Below are 22,093 nucleotides of genomic sequence, written 5' to 3'. Positions count from 1 at the left end.
TAAATTTCAATTATTTCAAAGAATTATTTTGGATTTTAATAGAACAGCAATGATAATTAGTATTGATATTATTTCAAGTATGTTATATAAGTTTAAATACTTTATAAAAAAAAGTAAATCAAACACAATTCTTATGGTTTAAAAGTAGGTTATTTTATACATTATCATCTAAAAAAATGATTCATTAATAGATGATAAACGTTTCAATAGTTATAAAAATAGTTCGAAAAACATCAAATTTGAATCACAGTGTTCCTTTGAAGAAAAAGGCAGATTTGAATTCGTTTGACATTTTTTTCTTGGGCAGCAATGGGTACCATACAGATCATTGTCAGTACAAAAAAATTGTCATTTTCTTTATTATGCTTTCCTCATAGAACTCCTTATATCAAAATTTGCCGGCAATATTCTTTACACGTTCTTACCTCTTTAACGGATGTAGACCAGGCATTTACGGGGTATTCCAATTCAATATCGCAATAAATCGGTAATTTTTGGTCCCTCACATAATGAAGAACTTCGGCGAGGGGTGTTTCTCCCTGTCCCCATACCATGTTCGTATTCTTTAGTGTAGCATTGTTAAGGCCGGTTTTATCTTTCAGATGAATACTCGCGATGCGGTCATGATAATTGCGTATAAAATCTTTTGGATTCAAGCCTGTGGAACCAAAATAGTGGCCAATATCGAAATTCAGTCTGTTTGCAGGAGAATATGCAAGAAATTTGTCGACATTAAACCCGGGTTCCCCAAATTGCAGATGATTGTGAAAAATAGCGAGCATTCCATTATTTTCAGCTACGGGGCCCAGTAAACGGGCATTTGTATCATTCAACTCTGCTGTTATGCCAATCGCACCTAGTGCCTTGGCAATTTTAAAGGAATAGTCGAGTTCTTTTTCTGTATCACCTGCTGTCCACTTGTATATGTGAATATTTACACCGGCATCGTTGAATTTTTTCCTTAGTTGAGTATACTCTTTCACAGTTCCATTTGTCTTTCTCCACTCCCTCAGTTGACTGTTGTATCGTTCGACTGTGCGTTTTTCTTCATCTGTGAGCGGTTTTTTTGAATTAGGCCGGCGATTTACCGGATTTTTTGGTGCGCCAAGATAATCTTCTACATTTGTACCCATTAGTTCCACCGAACTTAGTCCCGCCTCAGTACATGCCTTGAGGGTTGCTTCCAGTCCTCCTTCCAGGTCACGGAAGCTATATGTGATTACACCGATCTGTACTCCGGCAAATCGCGAGTTTGGTTTTTCTATTGAAACATTTCCATTTACTTTTAGGGAGTTATTTCCAAAAGACAGCACAGGAGAGAGTAATGTTCCTGCTGTGACTAAAGCCGTGGTTCCAAGAAATTCTCTTCTTGAAAACTTTTCAGATGTGATTTTATTATTTTTCATTCGATTAAAACTATTATTTATTTTTCATTTGTGACTTGATATCGCCCTTTTGAAAGCTTTTGCATGATGAAAAAATAAGTAAGAGGAAGAAATAAAATGAAATCCTCTTAATTCTCATAAATTTCATGTACAAAATTGTGGTGAATTATTAAATATAATTTTTTAAAAACAGACTAAAGTACGAAATATTTACACTTCTGTTTTATAAAATAATTCAAAGATAACTGATTTTTGACATCGGAATTTAAAAAATAAAAATTTTGATGTTTTTATTTCAACTGTTTTCTATTATTTAATTTTTCCAGGTTACGCATATAATTGCTGGGAGATGTCTTGAAAAATTTCCTAAAACAATTGGTAAAATATGCGGGATTATTAAAGCCAGTTTTGTAGGCTATTTCCGAAACAGATAAATCTGTTTCCCGGAGATATTTAGAGGCCACATGAAGTCTGTAATTCTTGATATATTCATTTGTTGAATAATTCGTTAAGCTCTTTATTTTTCGATATAGACTTGACCTGCTCATTCCAACTTCCTTACTCAGATCGTCAATCATAAAGTGAGGGTTTGATATATTTTTTTCTACTATCTGATTTATTTTATTTAAAAATTGTTCATCCATCGAGACTGTTTCAGTAGATGTGAGTTCATGGAGTGTCTTTTCACGCATTGATTGTTTCATTCGTTCCCTGTGGATATGTACATTGTTTTCAATTTTTGGTACAAATGTTTCGACTTCGCAACTTTCGCCAAGGATGTGGTGATTGGTAATGTCCTCATGTAGTATCTCATCTGAAGAAAGATGCTCCCTGCCAACAGGTAAAATAATCCGGAATATTGTCCATTCCTCAAGGGTATTATCTACAGAAACTATACCATGGTGTAATTCTGTTATTCCTTTTACTAAGCCAAGGCCTATATTGGTTCCTATCTGTGATTGACGGGTATCTCCCTTCATCCGGTAAAAAGGATTAAGATTTTCTCCATATTCCTTATCTGGAATTTCTTTTTTGCTATTCTTGATCCGGGTTTCTACAAATTCTGTTGCTCCTGTATTTACAAGTATATTCTGAATTTCAGGTAGCAAATCCTTCAATCTGGTCTTATCATATTTTTCAACCGAGATCGTAACAGTTCCACTTGTGGGAGTATTATTAAAAGCATTTGATAGCAGATTACAAAATACCTTTTCCAGGAGATGGCGGTCAAACCATAAAAATATTGTTTCTTTACTGATTTCAATTTGATAATTAATTTCTTGTTTCAAAGCCAAAGGGTTGAAAGCCAATGCTATTTCAGTGATAAACCTGTTGAATCTCCCCTCAGATACATTTAATTCAATTTTTCCTGATTCCCGTTCCCTGAAATCGGCCAGTTGATCGACCAGCAACTTCAGCCTGTTTGCATTTTTGAAACGAAAATAACGAAATGACAAGAAAAGCAATCCCCCTGCTACTAAGATGTAAATTAAATATGCCCACCCGGTTTTCCAAAGAGGAGGATGTACTTTAATGGTGAGTGCCTTTTGGTTCTCGCTCCACATGCCGTTATTAATCAATGCCTTTACGCGGAATATATAGTTGCCGGCATTTAGATTGGTATAAGCTGCGGTTCTTTGTTTTCCGACATAATTCCATTCAGCATCAAATCCTTCTAATTTGTAAGCATATTGAGTATTTTTTGGAAAGATATAATTCAATGCTGCAAATTCGATAATAAAATTAGACTGATTGTGTTTAAGTTCAATGACTTTTTCTTTATTCATCAATAATTCGATCTTTGGAGCATTCCCGGAATAACCGGAGTTAAGTAACCTGAAATTTGTAATCAATACAGGGGGTATAAAAGTGTCGAATTTTATATCAAGCGGATTGAAAACAGTAAATCCATTGTTTCCTCCCACCGCAATACACCCATTCTCTAATAAAGTAAATGAATGTTTACTTATTTCCTGTAGAGGAAACCCATTGTCCTTATTAAAGTTGATAAATTTATTTTGTGTGAGATCAAATCTTGAAACGCCGAAAAAAGTTGCCAACCAAATATATCCTGCTTCATCTTCCAGGATTCCCCTGATATCCAAATGGGGAAGCCCATGGTTTATGTTATATGCACGGAAACTCTCCGTCTCACTGGAAAAACGAAAAAGTCCACTATCAGTTGTCCCTATCCACAAGTTATTCAGATTATCGATATAAACAGCAGAAATAGAGTTTGACCGCAATGAAATAGAGTCAATTCCCGCTACGTATCTTTTTACGGATTGGCTGTTTGAGTTATAATAGTATAATCCTGCGTATCTTGTCCCTATCCAGAAAACGCCGGGAGATTCTTCAATAATACAGGTAGGAAAAGGGAACAACATCTCCCGGTTCCTCTCACTTAAATACGTGACAGGCTCAATTCTCTTTTTACTTGGATTTAATTTTCTTAAACCAATTGTGTCATTCACACAGAATAGCAAATCACCATCTTTTGTCTTATAAGCATCGTTAATAATACCAATACCGCCTATGCCGTTTATGGTTTCAATAATCTTCTTCGAGTTTAGATCAAATAAAAGAAGTTGATTTGTTCCGGTACCTAATAACAGGGAGTTATTCATTTCTGTAATGGAGTAAATACAGTTTGAGGAGTTGGATTGACGGGTTTCTGCATGAAAAAGGTGTTGTTTTTTTAGTAAATATTGTAGATCATACTGCAATAATCCCTCTCCGTCTGTTCCTATCCAGAGAGAATTGTCTTTTAAGAAAATTTTATTGATATTTCCATAGACAAGATCGTTTGCCGGATTAATATACCTGAATAGAGTATATTTTCGATTAAAATAATTTACGCCTCCATTAAAAGTCCCTATCCAGACCGTTCCTGCATTGTCAATATAAAGGGAATAAATAAAGGAATGATTGAGGCTACCCGGTATAATTTTATCCGGAACATATTTTTTGATGGTTTTGTTGTCCAGATTAAAAATATTCAATCCTTTATTGGTTCCTATCAATAAATTATGGTATTCATCCTCTACAATACTTTTCACTGCATTGTTAGTTAAAGTTAAATCAGGATAAATCGTTTTACCGAAATGGCGGAAATTATTATTTTTCGTATCATACAGGTTAAGGCCGTCAGATGTTCCGATCCATAAGTTTTTTCGGCTATCTTCAAAAATTGACCGGATATGGTTATTTGAAATACTATTTGGGTTTCCTGATTCATGCAAGAACACAAGGTGTTTATCGGTGTTTGTGTCATATTTGACCAGTCCTCTTAATGTCCCTATCCACAAATTTCCGTAACTATCATCGTGGATTGTTATGATCCGGTTATTGAAAAGGAAATTGTTAAACGTCCTTTTTGTAAACGTGAGTGTTTCCTGATTCACACAATCGAGACCCTGCTCCGTGCCTATCCATATCCTGTCTAGTTTGTCACGATAAACAAATGATACTTTATTATGACTAATGTTGTATTCTTTCTCCTTTTCTTTGAAAAATCTTAAGAATTCATCGTTATCCCTACAAAGACGATTCAAACCGTTATCGGTTCCAATCCACAGATATCCTAAGCTGTCCTCTGTAATAGAATTTATATAATTTGAACTGATACTTTCAGGTTTATCAGCCAATGATTTGAAAACTTTTATACTGTATCCATCATATCGGTTTAACCCATCCAGGGTTCCAAACCAAATAAAACCCTTGCTGTCCTGAAAAATGGATGAGACGGTAAGTTGTGAAAGGGGTTGTTCTGTTACGAGGCTTTCAAAATAGATATCCTTGTCCTGGGCTACCAATGAGACATGGTTTCCAAAAAGTTGCAAACATCCAATTAAAAAAATCCAAGAATATTTCATTGCTGTTTCCGACAATTATTATATGGCCTCACACTGAATTCAGCTTGCTTATTACACCTGAAACTGATGACACTAACGGGATGACTCTCTTTGCCTTCTTAAGAAAGAACCCTTATTGGATATTAAATTAGTTGGACTCTTAAAAAGCTTTCTGTGCTGCATTTGCATGACACAAATATATTAAATAATAAAGATATTTCCAATTTAATAACAACATGACTATTATTGGGCCATACTGCATATAAGATTTAAAAAAATATCCTAAAGTATAATCTGCATCATTAAATTGACTATACTTGTAATAGTATACCCTAAATTTAGGATATATGTATCTATTCATATTGTCTACTGTTTATGAAAAAAACTCTTTTAAGTATCGTCGTTATTTTAATTACCTTTCCCGCTGTTTCTCAAACTGTTGTATCCGGGAGTGTTTTTAATAAAAATGTGATGGAACCTCTGCCTTTTTCAACGGTTTCAGTCACAGACAATAATTCAGGAGAATTCATTTCGGGAACAATGACAGATGAAGAAGGTCGGTTTGTAATATCAGATCTACCAGGTGGAGAGTATAATTTAAATTTTTCTTTTGTAGGATTTAAATCAGAGAAAAGGCACATCGTTGTGGGGTATTTAAACAACGCGTTGGATGTGGGCAAGATATACCTGGAGGAGTCAGCAATCAATTTGCAAGAAGTTGCGGTTACCGGTAAAAGACAAGAAATTGCATCCGCTCTGGATATAAAGACGTATTCATCCGAAAACTTTATTGCCAATAGTGGTGGATCTGTTCTTGATATGATGAAATCTTTGCCAGGTGTAACAATAGATCAGGAAAGCAAAATTATTTTGCGCGGGAGTGATAAAGTGGTTGTGCTTGTAGACGGAAAGCAATCCAGCCTGACCGGTTTTGGGACACAACGAGGATTGGATAATATTCCGGCATCAATGATTGAAAGCATAGAAATTATTAACAATCCATCCGCGAAATATGATGCTGCCGGGATGGCTGGAATAGTCAATATCAAATTTAAAGAAAGCGGGGATAAACGATTTAATGGTGATTTTGGATTTGTAACAGGCATTGGTGCATTGTCCAGACGTAAAGAAGATCTTCCCACTGGCATGCCTAGCTACACCAACAATCTGAAATATACTCCATCGATAAACTTAAATTACAAGCTGGAAAAATTAAATATTTTTTTTCAATCTTACGTAACTCATCAAAAAAGATTGCCCAACAATGAATTTTCCACACGAAGTTATAGTACGGGAGACATAGTTGAGAACCAGGTTGCTGAAAACAGGACACAAAATCATTATAATGTAAAATTAGGCTTTGATTGGAACCCGACAGCTGACCACACATTTACTTTTTTTGGTTTGTACGATTATGAATGGCACATTGACACCACTCGAATTTGGTATTTTCGAAATTATGATTACAAGGATCCCGTTCGAAAATGGAGTTTTAATGAGAGCGAAGGGACCGGTTTTTCTAATGTGACGTTACAACACAAATATAAATTTATTGAGCCCGGACATGAAATAAATTCCCAGTTAGCTTTTACTAAAGGTTGGGAAGATGAAACATATAATTTATATCAAGATGGGCCACAGCCCAATTATCCTGTTATTTATACCGATAAAACTCACGTAGTTGCTCCTGAATACGTATATTTGTTGACAACGGATTATACGAAACCACTTCCATTTGGCCGTACTGATATGGGTATTCAAGGTCGGTTAAGGCATATGCCAATTACCTACACGATGTCAAAAGATCCAAGTAATACAGCGCTGATATATAATTATGGGGATTGGTCCAAATGGGATGAAAGGCTCTTTGGTGTTTATTTGAATTTAGTATCGGAATTCAAATGGGTAGATATAGAAGCTGGTCTAAGAGGAGAATACGCTTGGGTAAAATATAATTTTGCCCCGAACCCATATTTTACAGATGATAAATACGATTATTTCAATTTGTTCCCCAATTTCAGATTTACATTCAAATCTAACCAAAACAGATTTTCTCTTTTTTTTAACCGTCGTATAGACCGTCCCGGAGAAGACATTCTTCGCATATTTCCAAAATATGATGACCCAGAACTTCTCAAAATCGGGAATCCTTCTCTTCGTCCTCAATATACCTGGAACATTGAAGCTGCATATAAGCATATATGGGATACAGGATCATTTTTTGCTGCCGTTTACCTGAAAAATACAGATTCGTATTATACCCGAATTTATATTCAGGATCCGGATAATTCGGAAATTACAATTAAAGCGTATGACAACTTGGGGCGTGCTACCAATAAGGGGCTTGAATTGGCTTTTGACCAGTTGATAGCAAAGATGTGGAATGTTTCTCTTAATACAAATATATATCGAAATACAATTTTTGCACATGACGGCATAATCAATTTTCCTCGTGAGAATAAATATCACATTGACGAACAGATAGATACTCCCTGGTATGCAAAATTAAACAACAGGTTTAGATTTCCTGAAGATTTTACGGTGGAACTTAACGGAGTATATTTCTCTCCTAAAAATATCGGACAAGGTCGTGAACTCTCGAGAGGAGGTGTGGACTTAGGTGTCAAGCGAGTTTTCACAAAAAATAATTTAGAATTAAATCTGTCTTTCACGGATATTTTTAATACGATGGGAATCACACAAGAAATCAATGGAGAGGGTTTAAGTGTTCTATACCAAAATTTTTATGAGACCCAGGCTTTTTTATTGGGAATAAAGTATAAGTTTTGAAGGAATATGGTTTTGAAGGAGTGTGTTTTTTGTAGCAGATGGTTCAGGTGAGGAAATGAAGTCAGGGAGGATCAGTAATTTTCCATACATTATACAAATCATGCATGTTCGTACGAAAGTTAATGAAGAAATTAACTGGAATCCTTATCTCGACAGTATTAGAAATTAAATCTCCCAGATTCTTTCACCTAATAATACGATCAATAAACTATAAGATTAATATATGAATTTAAAAGCGATTTTTTTTGATATGGACGGGGTTGTCATAGATTCCGAGAAATTACATCTGCGTGCCTTGGGGCTTACTTTGGAAAAGAATGACATCTCATTTCAGAACAGCATGCTTGATGGTTTTGTGGGTAGATCCGACAAATCCTTCTTTCAATATGTCTATGAAAATATTGACGATCGCATCGATATAGAAGATTTTCTAAAACAGAAGGATGCATTCTTTGAGAGTCTTTTGTCCGAGTTGCATTTTGTGGAAGGTTTTACCGACTTTATGCGTATTGTGAAAGAAGCGAACATACAAGCAGCTCTGGTTACTTCCTCATCTAAATATACCGTTCAGAAAGTGGACAAATTGCTTGATTTCTGTCGCTTATTTGAGATAGTCATCACTGAAGATGATACCGCAAGGCATAAACCGCATCCGGATCCCTACCTGCTGGCTTTGGAGAGGAGTGGGAGCGACAAGAAATCGACCGTCATCATAGAAGATTCCATCAATGGCATCCTCGCGGGAAAAGTAGCTGGATGCGTCGTCTGTGGACTAACCACCTCCTTCGATGCCGCGACTTTAAAAGAAGCCGGTGCTGATTTCGTCTTTGACAGTTACAAGGAGCTTGCTGCATGTTTGATGGTTTAGGACAATTAACCCGGTGTCGCTTCCTCCAATTTCTTTCGTCTCCTGTTGTCTGGCTTAGTTATTTCAGCCTGTTTGCACGGACCCCCTCAAAGGTGATTTTCACCGGTTTGATCAGTCCGTTCTTGTCGAACTCCATCTTGTCGATACAGGTCGCCCGATGGTCGCGGTGCCTGTCATTGATAGGGCGACGGTGATATATGATATACCAGTCGTCGCTCTTCTGATTGTGGAATACCGAGTGATGACCGGCGCTCGTACCCACCTCCGGATCCTGTTCCAGAATGGTTCCGATTCGCACAAACGGTCCCAGGGGGTTGTCGGCAATGGCATAGGCCACGCGATAGTCCGGGTTTCCCCACCCCCCTTCAGACCACATGAAGTAGTACTTCCCATTTTTTTTAAACATGAAAGGACCTTCCGTGTAGCCTTCGGGAGTCACTTCCCTGTAGATTTCTCCATTGGGAAAAGGGCGCAGGCCGGTGAAATCATTGTTGAGAAGCACCACATTGCAGTGCCGCCATCCGCCGTAGAACATGTAATAGGTGCTGTCGTTCTCGCGGAAGATAAATTGATCAATGGGTTGGGCTCCATTTACGATCTTGTTGATCAGCGGCTTACCCAACAAATCCCTATAAGGGCCCTGCGGCCGGTCGGCCACTGCGACACCAATACCGCCTGTCTCGCTCTCTTTCTGGATATCGTTGGCGGCGAAAAAGAGGTAATACTTCCCATCCTTTGCCAGTACGCCCGGTGCCCACATCGCCTTATGTGCCCATTTCACTTCGGATGTATCAATGATCCGTTCATGTTTGGTCCAGTTAACCAGGTCGGGTGAGGAGAAAGCATCGAAGAATACCTGTTTTTCATATAAGTCGGAGAAGGTGGGGTAAATCCAGTACTGATCTTTGTAGATAATCCCTTCAGGATCGGCATACCATCCCTCGAAAATCGGGTTGGAGGAGTATAGTTTTCCTTCGGAAGTATCCGGATAACTTTTTTTGGTTACACATGCTGTCAACAGAAAAACTCCTGACATCAGAAAAAGGATTCGTCTTATCATTACTCTCAAGGATTCGGTTTACATTTGTTATACTTACACTTTGACGCAAAAATAGGCAAATATGCCTCTTTATTATATCATTATTGTCTCAGATATTTGGCTGAAAGAAAATATATCCGCTAAGTTACACAAAATTACGACTATCAGCATGACACTTTCCCAGTCGGCAGACAGGTCTTTTATTTGATTAGCGTCACTGAATAGGGTTTTAGTGTAAATCGCTTATCGGAAATCTTCTTGATTTCACTCAAAGCAGATTTATCATCCACAATGGGTGTATATAATGATTTTGTCCAGACCTGCTCGGCAGTTTTGGCCATGAACCCCAAGCCTTCCAAGTCTATCGTCATCGCTTTGTCGCTGAAATTGACTACCAGTACCTTATTGTCAGCACCTGTAAAGAGGTAGCCGTAAAGAGCATGGTAGTCTCTGCTTCGGGATTTGCAGACGGGATTGTCATTGAATATTAGTCTATTTACAGCTTTAGCATCCTTCTGGGCCCGAGTAAAAACCTTCAACCCCTGTCCACTTGCACTTAAGGCATATTTTTTTGCTACCGCCCCACTGGCAATCTTGGTATCACTGTCATATATGACAGACGAAACACTGCTTGCAGTCAAGTTATGGAAACAAACCAACTCAATACCCGGTGTGGAAATCATTTGGGCTGTCATTACCACATTCGCCAAACCGGTCACCCACAAACCGGGAAGCTTGTTGTCCTGGGTAAAAAAATTGTATTCGGTTACCCAGTAAGGATATTTATCGGGAATGCCACGTTGAATACCATCGAAATCAACACGTTGTATGGTTTGGGCGATCAAGTCTTCGGCTGTTTGATCTTCAAAATTGTTCTTGGCATAATTATGGAAAGTGAAGGCATCAACATCGAACCCGTTCATATTCTCTATTAACGTTTTATTCCACTCCCTTGAACGTTCGCGATTGGCACCTGTCCATCCTGCAGGATTATTTATGGCAATCATTGCAAGACGCGCTTCGGGGAATTCCTTGCGCAATTTATTCACCCAAATGCGGCAAGTATCGGCATAATCCTTGATGTTTGGATAACGGTTCAGATAATTGAAGTTTTTGGGATGATCGTCCATATAAAATTCGTTACCCAATTCGATATAGCGAACAGGCAAACCAATCTTTTGTGCATATTTGAGCATTTCCAGCTGGTACTCGTAATTGCTGGTAAGCATATTGAGCATGTATATTGGCTCTGCTGTACCGCCACTGCGATCATAGACCTTTTTCAGACTTTCAAGTTTATAGGGATAAGGCCCTTCTTTAGGAGTTCCCATCACTTTGTATTTCAAGCCCACCGCATCAAGGAAGCCTGTTTTCCAGTCCCAAAAGTTACCCACCGTGCCCCCCGGATATCGAAAATTTCCCGGGTCAAGTTCGGCAATACGATCAAGAAAAAATTGCTTATCCCATCCCGGCCCACCGAGAGACTGGGTGTTATAGCCAAAGGCGATGGGAGAAAGTTTTATCTCATTTCCTTTTGTGATTGTTGAAACGACCGGTTGCTGTCCTAAAAGCATCGATACAGTGCTGACCGCAATAAATTGGGTTATTATAAATCTTCTCATTGTCAGATTGTTTTTTTAATTATTAAAGTATCCTGCGTATTTTTCGTTTTATGTTTTGATAATTGGCTATATTGTTTTCCTCGTCAATATGACGCAACAACTTTTCGTGCATCTGTCTTCGGATTTCAACATATTTCTTGTTGTCCACTTGGTTTAATATTTCTATCGGATTTGTATGATAATCGTATTTTTGTCAATATTATTCTTATTCAGTGCATTGATCACTTTCCCAGTCAGTGCGATTGCTTATGGCATTGAAAGGTTTTTCGGTTTATACTGGGAATTTCAATATTATTTAATAATCTGCTCCGGTCAAACTTTCTAACACTGATTCCTGCCAATCGTGCATTGCAAGCCGCATCTCTCTTACAATATCAGGAAAGTCATGAACCAGATTGTTTGTTTCTCCCGGATCATTTGGAATATCGTATAGTTCAAAGATTTCCTTATCGGGAAACAGTCCTTTTATTACTAATTTATATTGATTTTTCATCATGGAGCGTTCACCTCCAAAATCGTTTATCGAAATCGTATTGTATTTGAAATTTGTGAAATCCCGGGTAAATTTGCCAGCGGCTTTTTTTAAAAGAGGCGTGGTTCCTTGCTGTAGTTTCGGTTCAATATAAGGTTCCAATGTTCCATTATAAAGACTTTTTGGATTCATTTTCCAGAAAAATAACGGACTTTTTCTTTGCCCGGTCGGCTTTTTTAAGAATGGAACCAGGCTAACTCCATCTATGGGTCTGGCCGGTAAAGGTGTATTGATGATGTCGGCCAAAGTAGGCAGAATATCACTTGTCACAGCAATTGATGAGATGGAGGCAGGTTTTTTTATCCGTTCCGGCCATTCTATGATTCCGGGAACCCGAATACCTCCTTCGTACAGACTTCCCTTTTCTTCTCTAAAAGTTATTCCCGTGTGAGCAACCTCGGGAGGAGATCCATTGTCACCACAGTACCAAACCAGCGTATTGTCGGTCAGTTTATTTTCTTTCAAATAATGTCTTAATTTACCAATTGCCCTGTCCATGGCTGTTATTTCAGCATATCGCTCTTGTAAAACATCTTTTAACGGGCGAATCACTTGTTCCCCTGTGATATTGGATGTGAGAGTGACTTTTCTTTCAGCCAGACTATCCGGGAGATTTTCATAAAGAGCCAAATCATCCGGCAAACCACCGTATGGTTCATGCGGAGATCCAAACCAGACCACCGTAAAAAATGGTTTGGCTTCCTGAATTGATTTCTCTATAAACTGAATTGTTTCGTCAATAATAATTGCAGAGCCTTCTCCTTCAACTTTTTTGGGCGATTCGCCATTTCTCGATAAAACAGGATTTAAATCAAAGAAGTTGTCATGTGAATACCATTCATTGAATCCCATTGCACCAGGGGATGTGGGTGAATCTTTTTTTACAGGGCCTACATGCCACTTTCCAAAATGGGCAGTTGCATATCCTGCCTCTTTAAGAATTTGTGCAATGGTAATTTCTTCGGGGCGCAATGACCAACCCGGTGCAAAGGTACCATAACGATTGGGGTGTCTTCCCGTCAATACACTCGCTCGGGTTGGAGATGAATTTGGATGAGCTGCATAAAAACGGTCAAAACGTACGCCATTCTTAGCCATTTCATCCAATATGGGTGTTTTTACAAACGGATGGCCATTGTATCCCACTTCGTCCCAGCCATGGTCATCTCCCATCAGTAAGATAATATTTGGATATTCTTCATGTTTTGTTTCCAATCTTTTTTTCGGTTTAGAACCGGATAATATAATTATCCAAATAAAAATAATAACCCCAAAAACCCTGTTTTTCCAGTTCATACTTTATTTAGAAGATGTTTCTGTGCTAGAGAGAAGTTAAATTAAATATTTTGCAGGCCTCCACAAATATAACGTGTAGCTTTCATAAAACAAAAAATAATAAACAAAATTTAAACAAGTGACAATTTACGGATGGCTGATATCTGATTTGAATAATGTCCGTGATAATATATACCGGCCTGCACTCCGTTCCGTCGCTCATGATATACCGAGCAGTCTTTCCTTCCAACTGCATAAATGATATTTACACTTACCATGCGATTGGAACCGGCTTAACAGAGCCGTCATATTCAATATCCAATTTTCATGTAATTATTAACGTTTTCCTCTTTCAACTAGAACCCATTGCAGGCCTCCCACGATATGACTGATAAACAAAGGGTCGCTGTAATTCTCTTTTTTGTGTCCAAGCGCAGTATACCATTGTCTTCCTCCATCGAATTCATTACACCAGACGCTTGGAAACAGGGTGCCGAAGGTGTTGGACATTGGGCGTGAATGTTTAAAATCAGGCGATGAAAAATCGGAAACCATTAAAATCCTTACGGTGGGGTTCATTTCTTTCAGTATATATAATTCATCTTCCACTTCCCAAACCGGAGGTATAGCTGCGGTAGAAGGATGTTCATTATCCACGGTACAGACATTGAATTTTTGAAAAGGAGGATGATAATCAAATGTACCTCCGATCATTTGTTTAAACCAGTCCCATTCACGTTCGGTACCGCAGGCAATATGAATTCCAATTATTCCTTTCCCTTGCCGGTTAAAATGCATGAGTCCTTCTTTTTCTGCTTCACTTTCAAATACTTTATGGTTTGTATTTGCAAACACTACTGCATCATATTGAAACAAATCGGATGTGGAAAAAATAGTAGAATTGGAAGTAGAGTCCACTTCAAATCCATATTGTTCTCCCAGTTCCATAAACATATTCACGTTTGCTTCAAGGTTATCATGGACGTACCCTTCCCCGTTTTTAGTGAATACAAGGATCTTCTTTCCTTTCAGTTCCGCAGTTTTGTTATCCCATTTATCCGCAAATAATTGAAATGTGGAACTAATTAATAAAAAAATCAGAATCATTTTTTTCATATCTGTATTGATTGGCATGGATACTTAAGATACGTCCGTTTTTATCGGATGTCAAAAAAACTATGAAAGATAGGAAAAAAATTCGTGACAGATATTGATCTTCTCAAAAATAAAATGATTTATGTTTACGCGAAAAAGGAGACCACACGGGAAAAAATGCCGGTGAAGGCATTGTTGAGAGAACGCTGATCCTTGGTCTGCAGTGGAAACGGGTTTTCGTGGGTATATTCGAACGGGAAATCTAGCAGAGAGATGGTCGCCTCAGTGGTTTCATTACCCAGTGCTTCTCGTACGCCATGATAGGGGATCACATTATCCTTTTCCAGGGCTACTCCTGTAATTCTGTTGTGGATACGGGAAAAAAAATCCTCCCGCTCTTCCCGCAGCCGGCCTGGCAGTATCATCCGAAAGAAAGCCTTGAATGCATTGTCATGCTTCCATCGACTCACCGGTTCGTTTCCAAAGTGATATACATAATAATCTTGTAACCTGTTAAAAGCAGCCTTATCCATAATACTGCGTGAAATGCCCTGCATGGAACGGAAGATGCTGCCACCACAAAACATGAAGAGGCGCGAGTTTGTAAAAAAGTCTTGCTCATTGGCCATCAAGGCAATCTGCGACAGAAAAGCGCCGATGGAATAGGCAAATATGTCGATCTGGCATCCTTCTTTAAAGAGCGGGTGTCTTCCGCTTTTAATTTCTCCGAATAATGTGGTCAGATCAGCCCAGGTCTGTCGTCCCGAGAGATAGAATCGCTCCGGATTCTGAGAGATCCGGTCGCTTAATGCTACATTCGCGAGGCTGACAGAACGGTCGTCTCCATACTGTCGTCTGCGGAAATTGAGGAGATCAGTCAGACTCCGGGGATTGGACCACGCCTGCGGGGAGCGGTTTATGTGAAAAGCAATAGGAAAGAGGATGACCGGTTTACCGGTATGATAGCAGATGTATTCAGCCCATGGAAGGTATTTGTTCCAGTTGCGTTCATTCAATCCGTGCAAAAGCAGAATGGCATTTTCCTGTTTTACTTTGCCTGTGGGGAGAAAAACAGGGTATTCGAATGAAAAGTTCTCACCAATGTTATTGTCGCTCTTCAAGATTTCATCCTGCCAGTTATCCAGCTCACTGTTGAACCGAAAAAAACGAACATCAATATTCGTCTCCGCAATATGCAGATTGGCTCCCTGAGTAAAACAATGATTGAGGGTAATGTAACGGTCGTAATAATTCATCATAACATTTTATTAATCAACAAAGAAATGCCATTTTTAAGCCATCTGCAAAGAGAAGGGAAAAGGGGATCGCAAATGGGGTGAAATCCGTCATTTGGGGTGAAACCGGCTATTTAGGGATGAATATTAACGATTGATTTTCAATAAAGTTGGGCGTTTTCTGCGCTTGGCAAGACAAATAAATTTATTTTGCCCCTGCTTAACGAAAACGTTCGATTATTTGGTAAGTCGTCAATAAAAATCTATTTTTGTACTGGGGTGGTCCAATTAATTTATTCTGTGATGGACGGACAGATTCCGACATATTTATATGCAAAAGATAACAGCATAAAGACTATTTTCTTTACGGCACTTTTTGCGTTGTTGTTCATCAATCTTTTTCAGCCTTTTGGTTCCCGGGACTGGTATCCGGGTATCTCAGACATCAAATATTTTGCATTTTCAAGCCTGATTATCCTCACCGGTATGCTGGTTGTAGTTATCAGTCGGATAATTCTCACGGCCTATTCGAAAAAAAAGGAAGTACTATATTGGCAATATGCTTTGTGGATCTTGTGCGAAATAGTAGCCATGGCCGTTTTTTATACCCTGTTTGCTAAATTTTTCCCTAAAGACGGAGTTGAGCGGGATATCTCTGAAATCTTTCGGCAGAGCCTGATCAACACGGCTCTGGTGTTGCTGTTACCCTATACTATATCATGGCTTTATTTTTCCTGGAAAGAGAAAAGCAGGCTTTTGGAACATATGGAGCAGGAGCAAGCCATGGAGGTACATGCTAAGACACTGGTTGCTTTTCCGGATGAAAAAGGCGACCTGAAGATATCCATAATGTTGGATAATCTGCTCTATATTGAATCGGCAGACAATTATGCAACCATTTATTACCTCAACAAATCGAAGAAATCACATTATCTGATCCGCAATTCACTCAAATGGATGGAGGAGCACCTCACCAAGGATACACCGCTGATCCGTTGTCATCGTTCCTACATCGTGAATCTTGACAAGGTGAAGATACTGAAAAAAGAGAAAGGCGGTATCATGCTGGAGTTGGATGCGGAGAATACACCCGACATCGCTGTGTCAAAAACCTACTATGATTCCTTTATGCAAAAGTTTTCTCGATATTCGGTCTGAAGATAGTACCGATAATCGGAGTTCCGGAGAAGGTATGGACGAAATAGATTGCAAGATCAGATCAAACCCTTTTCAGGTAAACGGAAGCAGAGCCGTCGCCCACATGAAACCAGCCTCTTCCATCGTCACCAATAGTTACGTCTTCTTCTATCCGGCCCAGCTTATCGTACCATACTGACCCAGTATAGTCTGTTCCTACAAACATCGGTTTCACACCTCCTTCGGCATTACTCATGATTACAACACAACCATCGGGATGATCTGCATCACCGCGGCGAATCCAGCCCACCACATGTTCATGATCGAAATAATCATCCTGATCGCCATAAGCGAACTCGCGCCTTATGTCCAGCAATTGATCAATAATCCACTGCATGCCCGGCCTGGGGTTATCCCCGCCAATACCGTAATAATCGCCCAGAAAGAGGCAGGGATAACCATCCTTGCGAAGCAGGATAAGAGCATAGGCCTGTGGTTTAAACCAGTCCTGCACATAAGGATCCTTTTCTGTAAGGTGAGAGTCATGGTTGTCTACATAAGTGACTGCTAGCTGAGGCCTTTGAAGCAGGGAGGAATCCATACACCTGTGACGCCTATATGATTCAGGTGCTCTGCATCTTCCTTCAACCTGTTCCACAGGTTCCCGTCATCCGGCAGAAACCATTCGAAGTATTGCATCATTATTCCGTTGGTACGCATAGGTTTGTTAGTGGAATGCTATTTGCATATAAACAACCGGTATGCTAGTGAAGTTTTTGAGAACTGTCAAAAAAAGCCAAAGGACCATATTATAAAGAGGAAGTATATATGCATCGATAAAGAATAACGATTAAAAAAGGGAATAAATCATAACTTATTATTAATTTTGCAGTTGCAGCAGGTCGGTTTGTCGCTCACCGCAAGGGGGGAGGAAAGTCCGGGCAACGCAGAGCGCCATACTTCCTAACGGGAAGCTGTTCGTGAGAGCAGATGTGCGTAACAGAAAATAACCGCCCCGCAGGGGGTAAGGGTGAAAAGGTGGGGTAAGAGCCCACCGGATGTCGTGGCAACACGGTGTGCCGTACGCGTTATGGGTTGCAAGGCCATGTATACCGGATAATCAGGGTTGCTCGCCCGATGCCGGGGGGTAGGCCGCTAAAGGAGGATGGTGACATCACTCCGCAGATAAATGACAAACATCCTGAATCTTTGGGATACAGAACCCGGCTTACAGACCGGCTGCTTTTTTATAAAAAAGAAAGTTATGGGTAAGAACGGTAAAAACAGATACCGCGAAGAAGAGGAAGAACCCGGCAGACTGGATCGGTTGAGGATGAAAGTGAAGGAGATAATCAGATTTTTATCTTATGACATCTGGCGATCCAATCCTGAAACACTATCCAATAAAAAAAACATTCTCTATAATGCCATCAAGATAGTCATGCTCACCGTGCGGAATGTACAGGAGTTGAATATCGCCGCAAGTTCTCGCTCGCTCACTTACCGTACCCTTCTCTCCATTGTCCCCCTGTTGGCCGTGATTTTTGCCATTGCCCGCGGCTTTGGGATAGAAAATATCATGGAGAGCAGTATTTTTAACCTGATGACGGGGGAGGAGACAAACACTACCGGAGTAGTAACGGAGGCAGTGGCACCATCCGATACAGCATTTTTTGGCATGAATGTGACAGAGGGCGGCGACAACACTGGCAGCGGAGATGCTTCGTTGGGCGGTCCCGATCAAATACAGTTTCAGGAGGAAGCCACTGCCGGGGGGAGAACACGTGAGTTCCTGGATTTATTGTTTCAGCTGATCGATAATTCACTGGAGGAGGCCAAAGGCGGAGGTATATTTGCGGGAGTAGGTATCCTGCTGTTTCTCTATACTATCCTGCTCCTTTTCAATGACATTGAAAACAATCTGAATAAGATATGGCAGGTAAGCAAAGGGCGGAGCATTGGGCGAAAAGTAACTGATTATTCGGCGATGGTACTGCTGATACCCATCTTTTTCATTCTCGTCAACGCATTGAATATACTTAGCTATCCTCAAAACAACACACTCAAGATTATTTATATTCTCTATCCTTTTATTCCGCGGCTCTTAAATATCATCCCCTTCGTGGTGATGATTGTAATATTTACCTCTGTTTATAAATTCCTACCCAATGTGAAGGTGAAATTGCAGAACGCCCTGTTGGCAGGTATTCTTGCGGGGATAGCCTTTCAGTTTTTTCAAATGCTTTACCTGAGCGGGCAGTTATGGATTACACGTTACAATGCCATTTATGGTACTTTTGCCGCCATCCCGCTGATGCTTCTCTGGATACAGCTCTCCTGGTTTATCACCCTCATCGGGGCCGAGGTGTCCTACGCTGCCCAGAATGTACGCAAGTTTTCTTTCGAAAAAGAGACGCGAAACATTAGCCGGAGATACCGGGATTTCTTTACGTTGATGATTGCTTCGGTAATTACTCGTCGTTTTGCAGATGAACTGCCCCCCTATACGGCCGATCAGCTTTCTGAAAAATGCAAGGTGCCTTCACGGCTGACGCATGACATTCTCGACGTGCTGACGGAAGTGAATATAATCTCTCCCACACCCACGCCCGAAGATGAATTGGTAATGGCTTTTCAGCCGGCAGTGGACATCAACCTGATCTCGGTGAACTATCTTATGGCCAAGCTGGATGAAAAAGGGTCGGAGGATTTTATGATCGACATGGAAGGAGAGTTTCATGAACACTGGAAAGTGCTGGTCAACACCCGGCTCTGCATGTATGAGAATAACAGCGATTTGCTGCTGAAAGATCTCTGAAAAATCGCCATCCCCTCTTGTGAGGTCGTACAGCAGGGCACTGATGCAGCAGGGCGAAAGTCCGTTTCTTAATCCTGTACCAGGAAGTCGTACCACTCTGGCCTGAACTTTTTTACTTCCCTGCTTAGCTCCCGCGCTCTTCCCTGACAAAACCGGTCGAGCAGCGACCAGAATTTTTCTCCGTGGTTCAGCTCCACCGTATGGGCCAGTTCGTGCAGAACAACATAGTCGATCAACCTCTCAGGGAGCAGCATCAGGAAGAGGGAAAGATTGATATTTTTCTGTGCAGAACAACTTCCCCAGCGCCCCTTGCTGCTATTGATCCTTATTTCCCGGTATAGAAGGTGGTGTTGCCGGGCAAATGAAGCCGCTTTTCCGGGTAATATCCGTTTGGCCTCGATCCTTAAAACACCTGTAATTGCTTCTTTGATAAACTGTTGACTTTCAGGTAATGAAAGGTCGCTCCGCTGTGGCATGTAGATACGCAGTTCACCTTTTTTTAGTGACAGCGAAGGTGTATCGATAAGACTGTTTCTGACTATCTGCGCGTTAAACGTGAAGCTGCTGACCATATCTTGTTCCCTGAATATTGATCTGGACACTGGTTTTAACCCCGAGAGACGGGGCCTTAGTTCTTCCAGCACAGAAGCAACCTGCTTCGGACCGAACCGGTAAGGTACAGTCAGCTGAAAGTATCCGTTCTTTTGCCTTGCAATCACTCTTTTTGCCCCTCTGTGAGGGACTACGATGATTTTGCCGAGCTCTTTGTCGAAAAGTTCAACCATCTGGCAAAAATACAATTTTAAAACAGTAACCTTGTTGGTTTTAGCAGGAATCGAAATAAAAAATTTATCTTTGCATAAATTATTTGAACGAGAAAGCCGCATGAATTTTATCCGTTCTTTAGAAGATATTGGTGAGTACGCACTGTTGATGAGAAGAGTACTGTCCGTGCCCGACCGGATGAGGGAGTTCGTGAAAGAATTCATGAAAGGAGTATATACGCTGGGTGTGAACTCCATCTGGATTGTCATCATCATCTCATTCTTCATTGGTGCTGTAATTGTGCTCCAAATTGCATTAAATATTGATTCGCCCTTGTTGCCACGGTTCACGGTAGGCGTAGTATCACGCGAGATTATCCTCCTGGAGTTCTCTTCTACCATCATGTGTCTCATTCTTTCCGGAAAAGTGGGATCGAACGTGGCCTCGGAGATTGGGACAATGCGCATTACCGAACAGATCGATGCGCTCGACATCATGGGTGTGAATTCAGCCAACTATCTTATCCTGCCTAAAATAGCCTCTTTTGTGGCCTTCATGCCGGTGCTTGTGATTTTTAGCATGTTCATGGGCCTTTTTGGCGGGTACATTATTTGCATGGTGCTGGGCACACCTTCGGTCGAAACTTACGTGTACGGTATTCAGGCATTCTTTCGGGAATCGTTCATCTGGTATTCTATTGTTAAATCGATGTTGTTTGGTTTTATCATCGCATCGGTGGCCGCCTACTTCGGTTATACCGCAAAAGGGGGGGCGCTGGAGGTAGGTGCAGCCAGCACCAACTCTGTGGTGATCAACAGCGTATTGATACTGGTGACCGACCTGCTATTCACGCAGTTGGCTTTGGGGTAAATGATTTTGGTATGATAGAGATAAAGAAACTGACGAAGGAGTTCGATGGAAAACTGGTCCTCGACAACATCAATACCACCTTTCACAAAGGGGTGGTAAACATGATCATAGGCCGGAGCGGATCGGGAAAGACGGTACTGCTGAAATGCCTTGTCGGTTTAATTTCTCCTACTTCTGGCGAAATATGGTACGACAGCCGTAAATTTACCGGCATGAAGTCGAGGGATATACGTCGTTTACGCCGGGATATCGGCATGCTCTTTCAGGGAGCAGCCCTGTTCGACTCCCGCACGGTACTCGAGAATGTGATGTTTCCGTTGGAGATGTTTTCGCGTAAAAACAAGCGGGAGCGACGTAAACGTGCGGAGTTTTGCCTTGAACGCGTGAATCTGTCGGAGGCTGCAGACCTTTATCCGTCGGAGATCAGTGGGGGAATGAAGAAGCGTGTTGCTATCGCGAGAGCCATCGCGCTGAACCCGAAATATCTTTTCTGCGATGAACCCAACTCGGGACTCGATCCGAAAACATCGCAGCTGATCGACGAACTGATACAGGATATCACCATCGACTTTGGAATGACCACCGTGGTGGTATCGCACGACATGAATTCGGTAATCAATATCGGAGATAATGTCATTTTTATCAACGAAGGAATCAAAGAGTGGGAGGGATCCAAGTCAGAAGTGATGGGTGCTGATAACGAAAAACTCAACGATTTTGTTTTTGCATCGGATCTCTTCAAAAAGATAAAAGAAGCTGAGGAAATTATTTCTGAGGAGGAGAATCAAAGGAAATGAAATAAATAGAA

The 22,093-nt window shown here is 40.5% G+C and carries 16 protein-coding genes, 1 other RNA gene and 1 pseudogene; 7 read left to right on the top strand and 11 right to left on the bottom strand.

Annotated elements, in window-relative coordinates; translation table 11 throughout:
• Positions 1 to 383 precede the first annotated feature (383 nt).
• From AC1HCU_RS13020 to AC1HCU_RS13010, 3 genes and pseudogenes are all read right to left on the bottom strand, one after another.
• Positions 384 to 1,406, bottom strand: coding sequence for a sugar phosphate isomerase/epimerase family protein (locus AC1HCU_RS13020; RefSeq protein WP_480366612.1), 1,023 nt, complete (start codon positions 1,404 to 1,406; stop codon positions 384 to 386).
• A gap of 269 nt (positions 1,407 to 1,675) precedes the next feature.
• Entirely contained in the window at positions 1,676 to 4,627 is a 2,952-nt protein-coding gene (locus AC1HCU_RS13015) for a two-component regulator propeller domain-containing protein (protein WP_480371205.1), read from the bottom strand.
• A gap of 78 nt (positions 4,628 to 4,705) precedes the next feature.
• Positions 4,706 to 5,260 (bottom strand): annotated as a pseudogene (locus tag AC1HCU_RS13010) (ligand-binding sensor domain-containing protein); the annotation flags it as partial.
• A gap of 354 nt (positions 5,261 to 5,614) precedes the next feature.
• On the opposite strand from AC1HCU_RS13010, the gene AC1HCU_RS13005 reads away from it, so the two are divergent.
• Positions 5,615 to 8,029: a TonB-dependent receptor gene (locus tag AC1HCU_RS13005; RefSeq protein WP_480366610.1), complete on the top strand. Its 2,415-nt coding sequence runs from the start codon at positions 5,615 to 5,617 to the stop codon at positions 8,027 to 8,029.
• 223 nt (positions 8,030 to 8,252) lie between these two features.
• Complete coding sequence (locus tag AC1HCU_RS13000) at positions 8,253 to 8,897, top strand: HAD family hydrolase (protein ID WP_480366608.1); 645 nt, start codon at positions 8,253 to 8,255, stop codon at positions 8,895 to 8,897.
• Between the two features lie 58 nt (positions 8,898 to 8,955).
• Here AC1HCU_RS13000 and AC1HCU_RS12995 read toward each other — a convergent pair whose 3' ends face one another.
• From AC1HCU_RS12995 to AC1HCU_RS12975, 5 genes are all read right to left on the bottom strand, one after another.
• Positions 8,956 to 9,957 carry a glycoside hydrolase family 43 protein gene (locus tag AC1HCU_RS12995; protein ID WP_286879725.1) on the bottom strand — a complete coding sequence of 334 codons (1,002 nt, stop codon included), beginning with the start codon at positions 9,955 to 9,957 and terminating at the stop codon, positions 8,956 to 8,958.
• A 179-nt stretch (positions 9,958 to 10,136) separates the two neighbouring features.
• A complete protein-coding gene (locus tag AC1HCU_RS12990; protein WP_480366606.1) occupies positions 10,137 to 11,558 on the bottom strand; it encodes a hypothetical protein in 1,422 nt (473 codons plus the stop codon).
• 295 nt (positions 11,559 to 11,853) lie between these two features.
• Positions 11,854 to 13,386, bottom strand: a complete 1,533-nt coding sequence (locus AC1HCU_RS12985; protein ID WP_480366604.1) for a sulfatase family protein — start codon at positions 13,384 to 13,386, stop codon at positions 11,854 to 11,856.
• A 315-nt stretch (positions 13,387 to 13,701) separates the two neighbouring features.
• Positions 13,702 to 14,481, bottom strand: coding sequence for a ThuA domain-containing protein (locus AC1HCU_RS12980; protein WP_286879729.1), 780 nt, complete (start codon positions 14,479 to 14,481; stop codon positions 13,702 to 13,704).
• A gap of 125 nt (positions 14,482 to 14,606) precedes the next feature.
• Positions 14,607 to 15,719: a DUF6051 family protein gene (locus AC1HCU_RS12975; protein ID WP_480366602.1), complete on the bottom strand. Its 1,113-nt coding sequence runs from the start codon at positions 15,717 to 15,719 to the stop codon at positions 14,607 to 14,609.
• Between the two features lie 279 nt (positions 15,720 to 15,998).
• Here AC1HCU_RS12975 and AC1HCU_RS12970 point away from each other — a divergent pair, with 279 nt between their 5' ends.
• Entirely contained in the window at positions 15,999 to 16,853 is an 855-nt protein-coding gene (locus tag AC1HCU_RS12970; protein WP_480366600.1) for a LytR/AlgR family response regulator transcription factor, read from the top strand.
• Between the two features lie 61 nt (positions 16,854 to 16,914).
• Here the strand turns inward: AC1HCU_RS12970 and AC1HCU_RS12965 are convergent, their stop codons facing one another.
• Both AC1HCU_RS12965 and AC1HCU_RS12960 read right to left on the bottom strand, forming a co-directional pair.
• Complete coding sequence (locus AC1HCU_RS12965) at positions 16,915 to 17,346, bottom strand: alpha-amylase domain-containing protein (protein ID WP_480366598.1); 432 nt, start codon at positions 17,344 to 17,346, stop codon at positions 16,915 to 16,917.
• Between the two features lie 53 nt (positions 17,347 to 17,399).
• Positions 17,400 to 17,552 (bottom strand): hypothetical protein, encoded by a 153-nt coding sequence (locus tag AC1HCU_RS12960; protein ID WP_480366596.1) that lies wholly within the window; start codon positions 17,550 to 17,552, stop codon positions 17,400 to 17,402.
• Between the two features lie 174 nt (positions 17,553 to 17,726).
• On the opposite strand from AC1HCU_RS12960, the gene rnpB reads away from it, so the two are divergent.
• Positions 17,727 to 18,079, top strand: an RNA gene (rnpB, locus tag AC1HCU_RS12955) — RNase P RNA component class A.
• A gap of 17 nt (positions 18,080 to 18,096) precedes the next feature.
• Positions 18,097 to 19,650, top strand: a complete 1,554-nt coding sequence (locus tag AC1HCU_RS12950; RefSeq protein WP_480366594.1) for a YihY/virulence factor BrkB family protein — start codon at positions 18,097 to 18,099, stop codon at positions 19,648 to 19,650.
• 68 nt (positions 19,651 to 19,718) lie between these two features.
• On the opposite strand, the gene AC1HCU_RS12945 is transcribed toward AC1HCU_RS12950, so the two are convergent.
• Positions 19,719 to 20,435: a M48 family metallopeptidase gene (locus AC1HCU_RS12945; protein ID WP_286879737.1), complete on the bottom strand. Its 717-nt coding sequence runs from the start codon at positions 20,433 to 20,435 to the stop codon at positions 19,719 to 19,721.
• Positions 20,436 to 20,535: 100 nt separating this feature from the next.
• On the opposite strand from AC1HCU_RS12945, the gene AC1HCU_RS12940 reads away from it, so the two are divergent.
• Positions 20,536 to 21,285, top strand: a complete 750-nt coding sequence (locus AC1HCU_RS12940) for an MlaE family ABC transporter permease (RefSeq protein WP_286879741.1) — start codon at positions 20,536 to 20,538, stop codon at positions 21,283 to 21,285.
• An 11-nt stretch (positions 21,286 to 21,296) separates the two neighbouring features.
• Positions 21,297 to 22,082 carry an ABC transporter ATP-binding protein gene (locus AC1HCU_RS12935; protein WP_286879739.1) on the top strand — a complete coding sequence of 262 codons (786 nt, stop codon included), beginning with the start codon at positions 21,297 to 21,299 and terminating at the stop codon, positions 22,080 to 22,082.
• Positions 22,083 to 22,093: the final 11 nt, after the last annotated feature.

This window comes from Proteiniphilum sp. LBM24028 (assembly GCF_056629195.1).
This window is presented reverse-complemented; position numbering and strand designations above follow the sequence as displayed.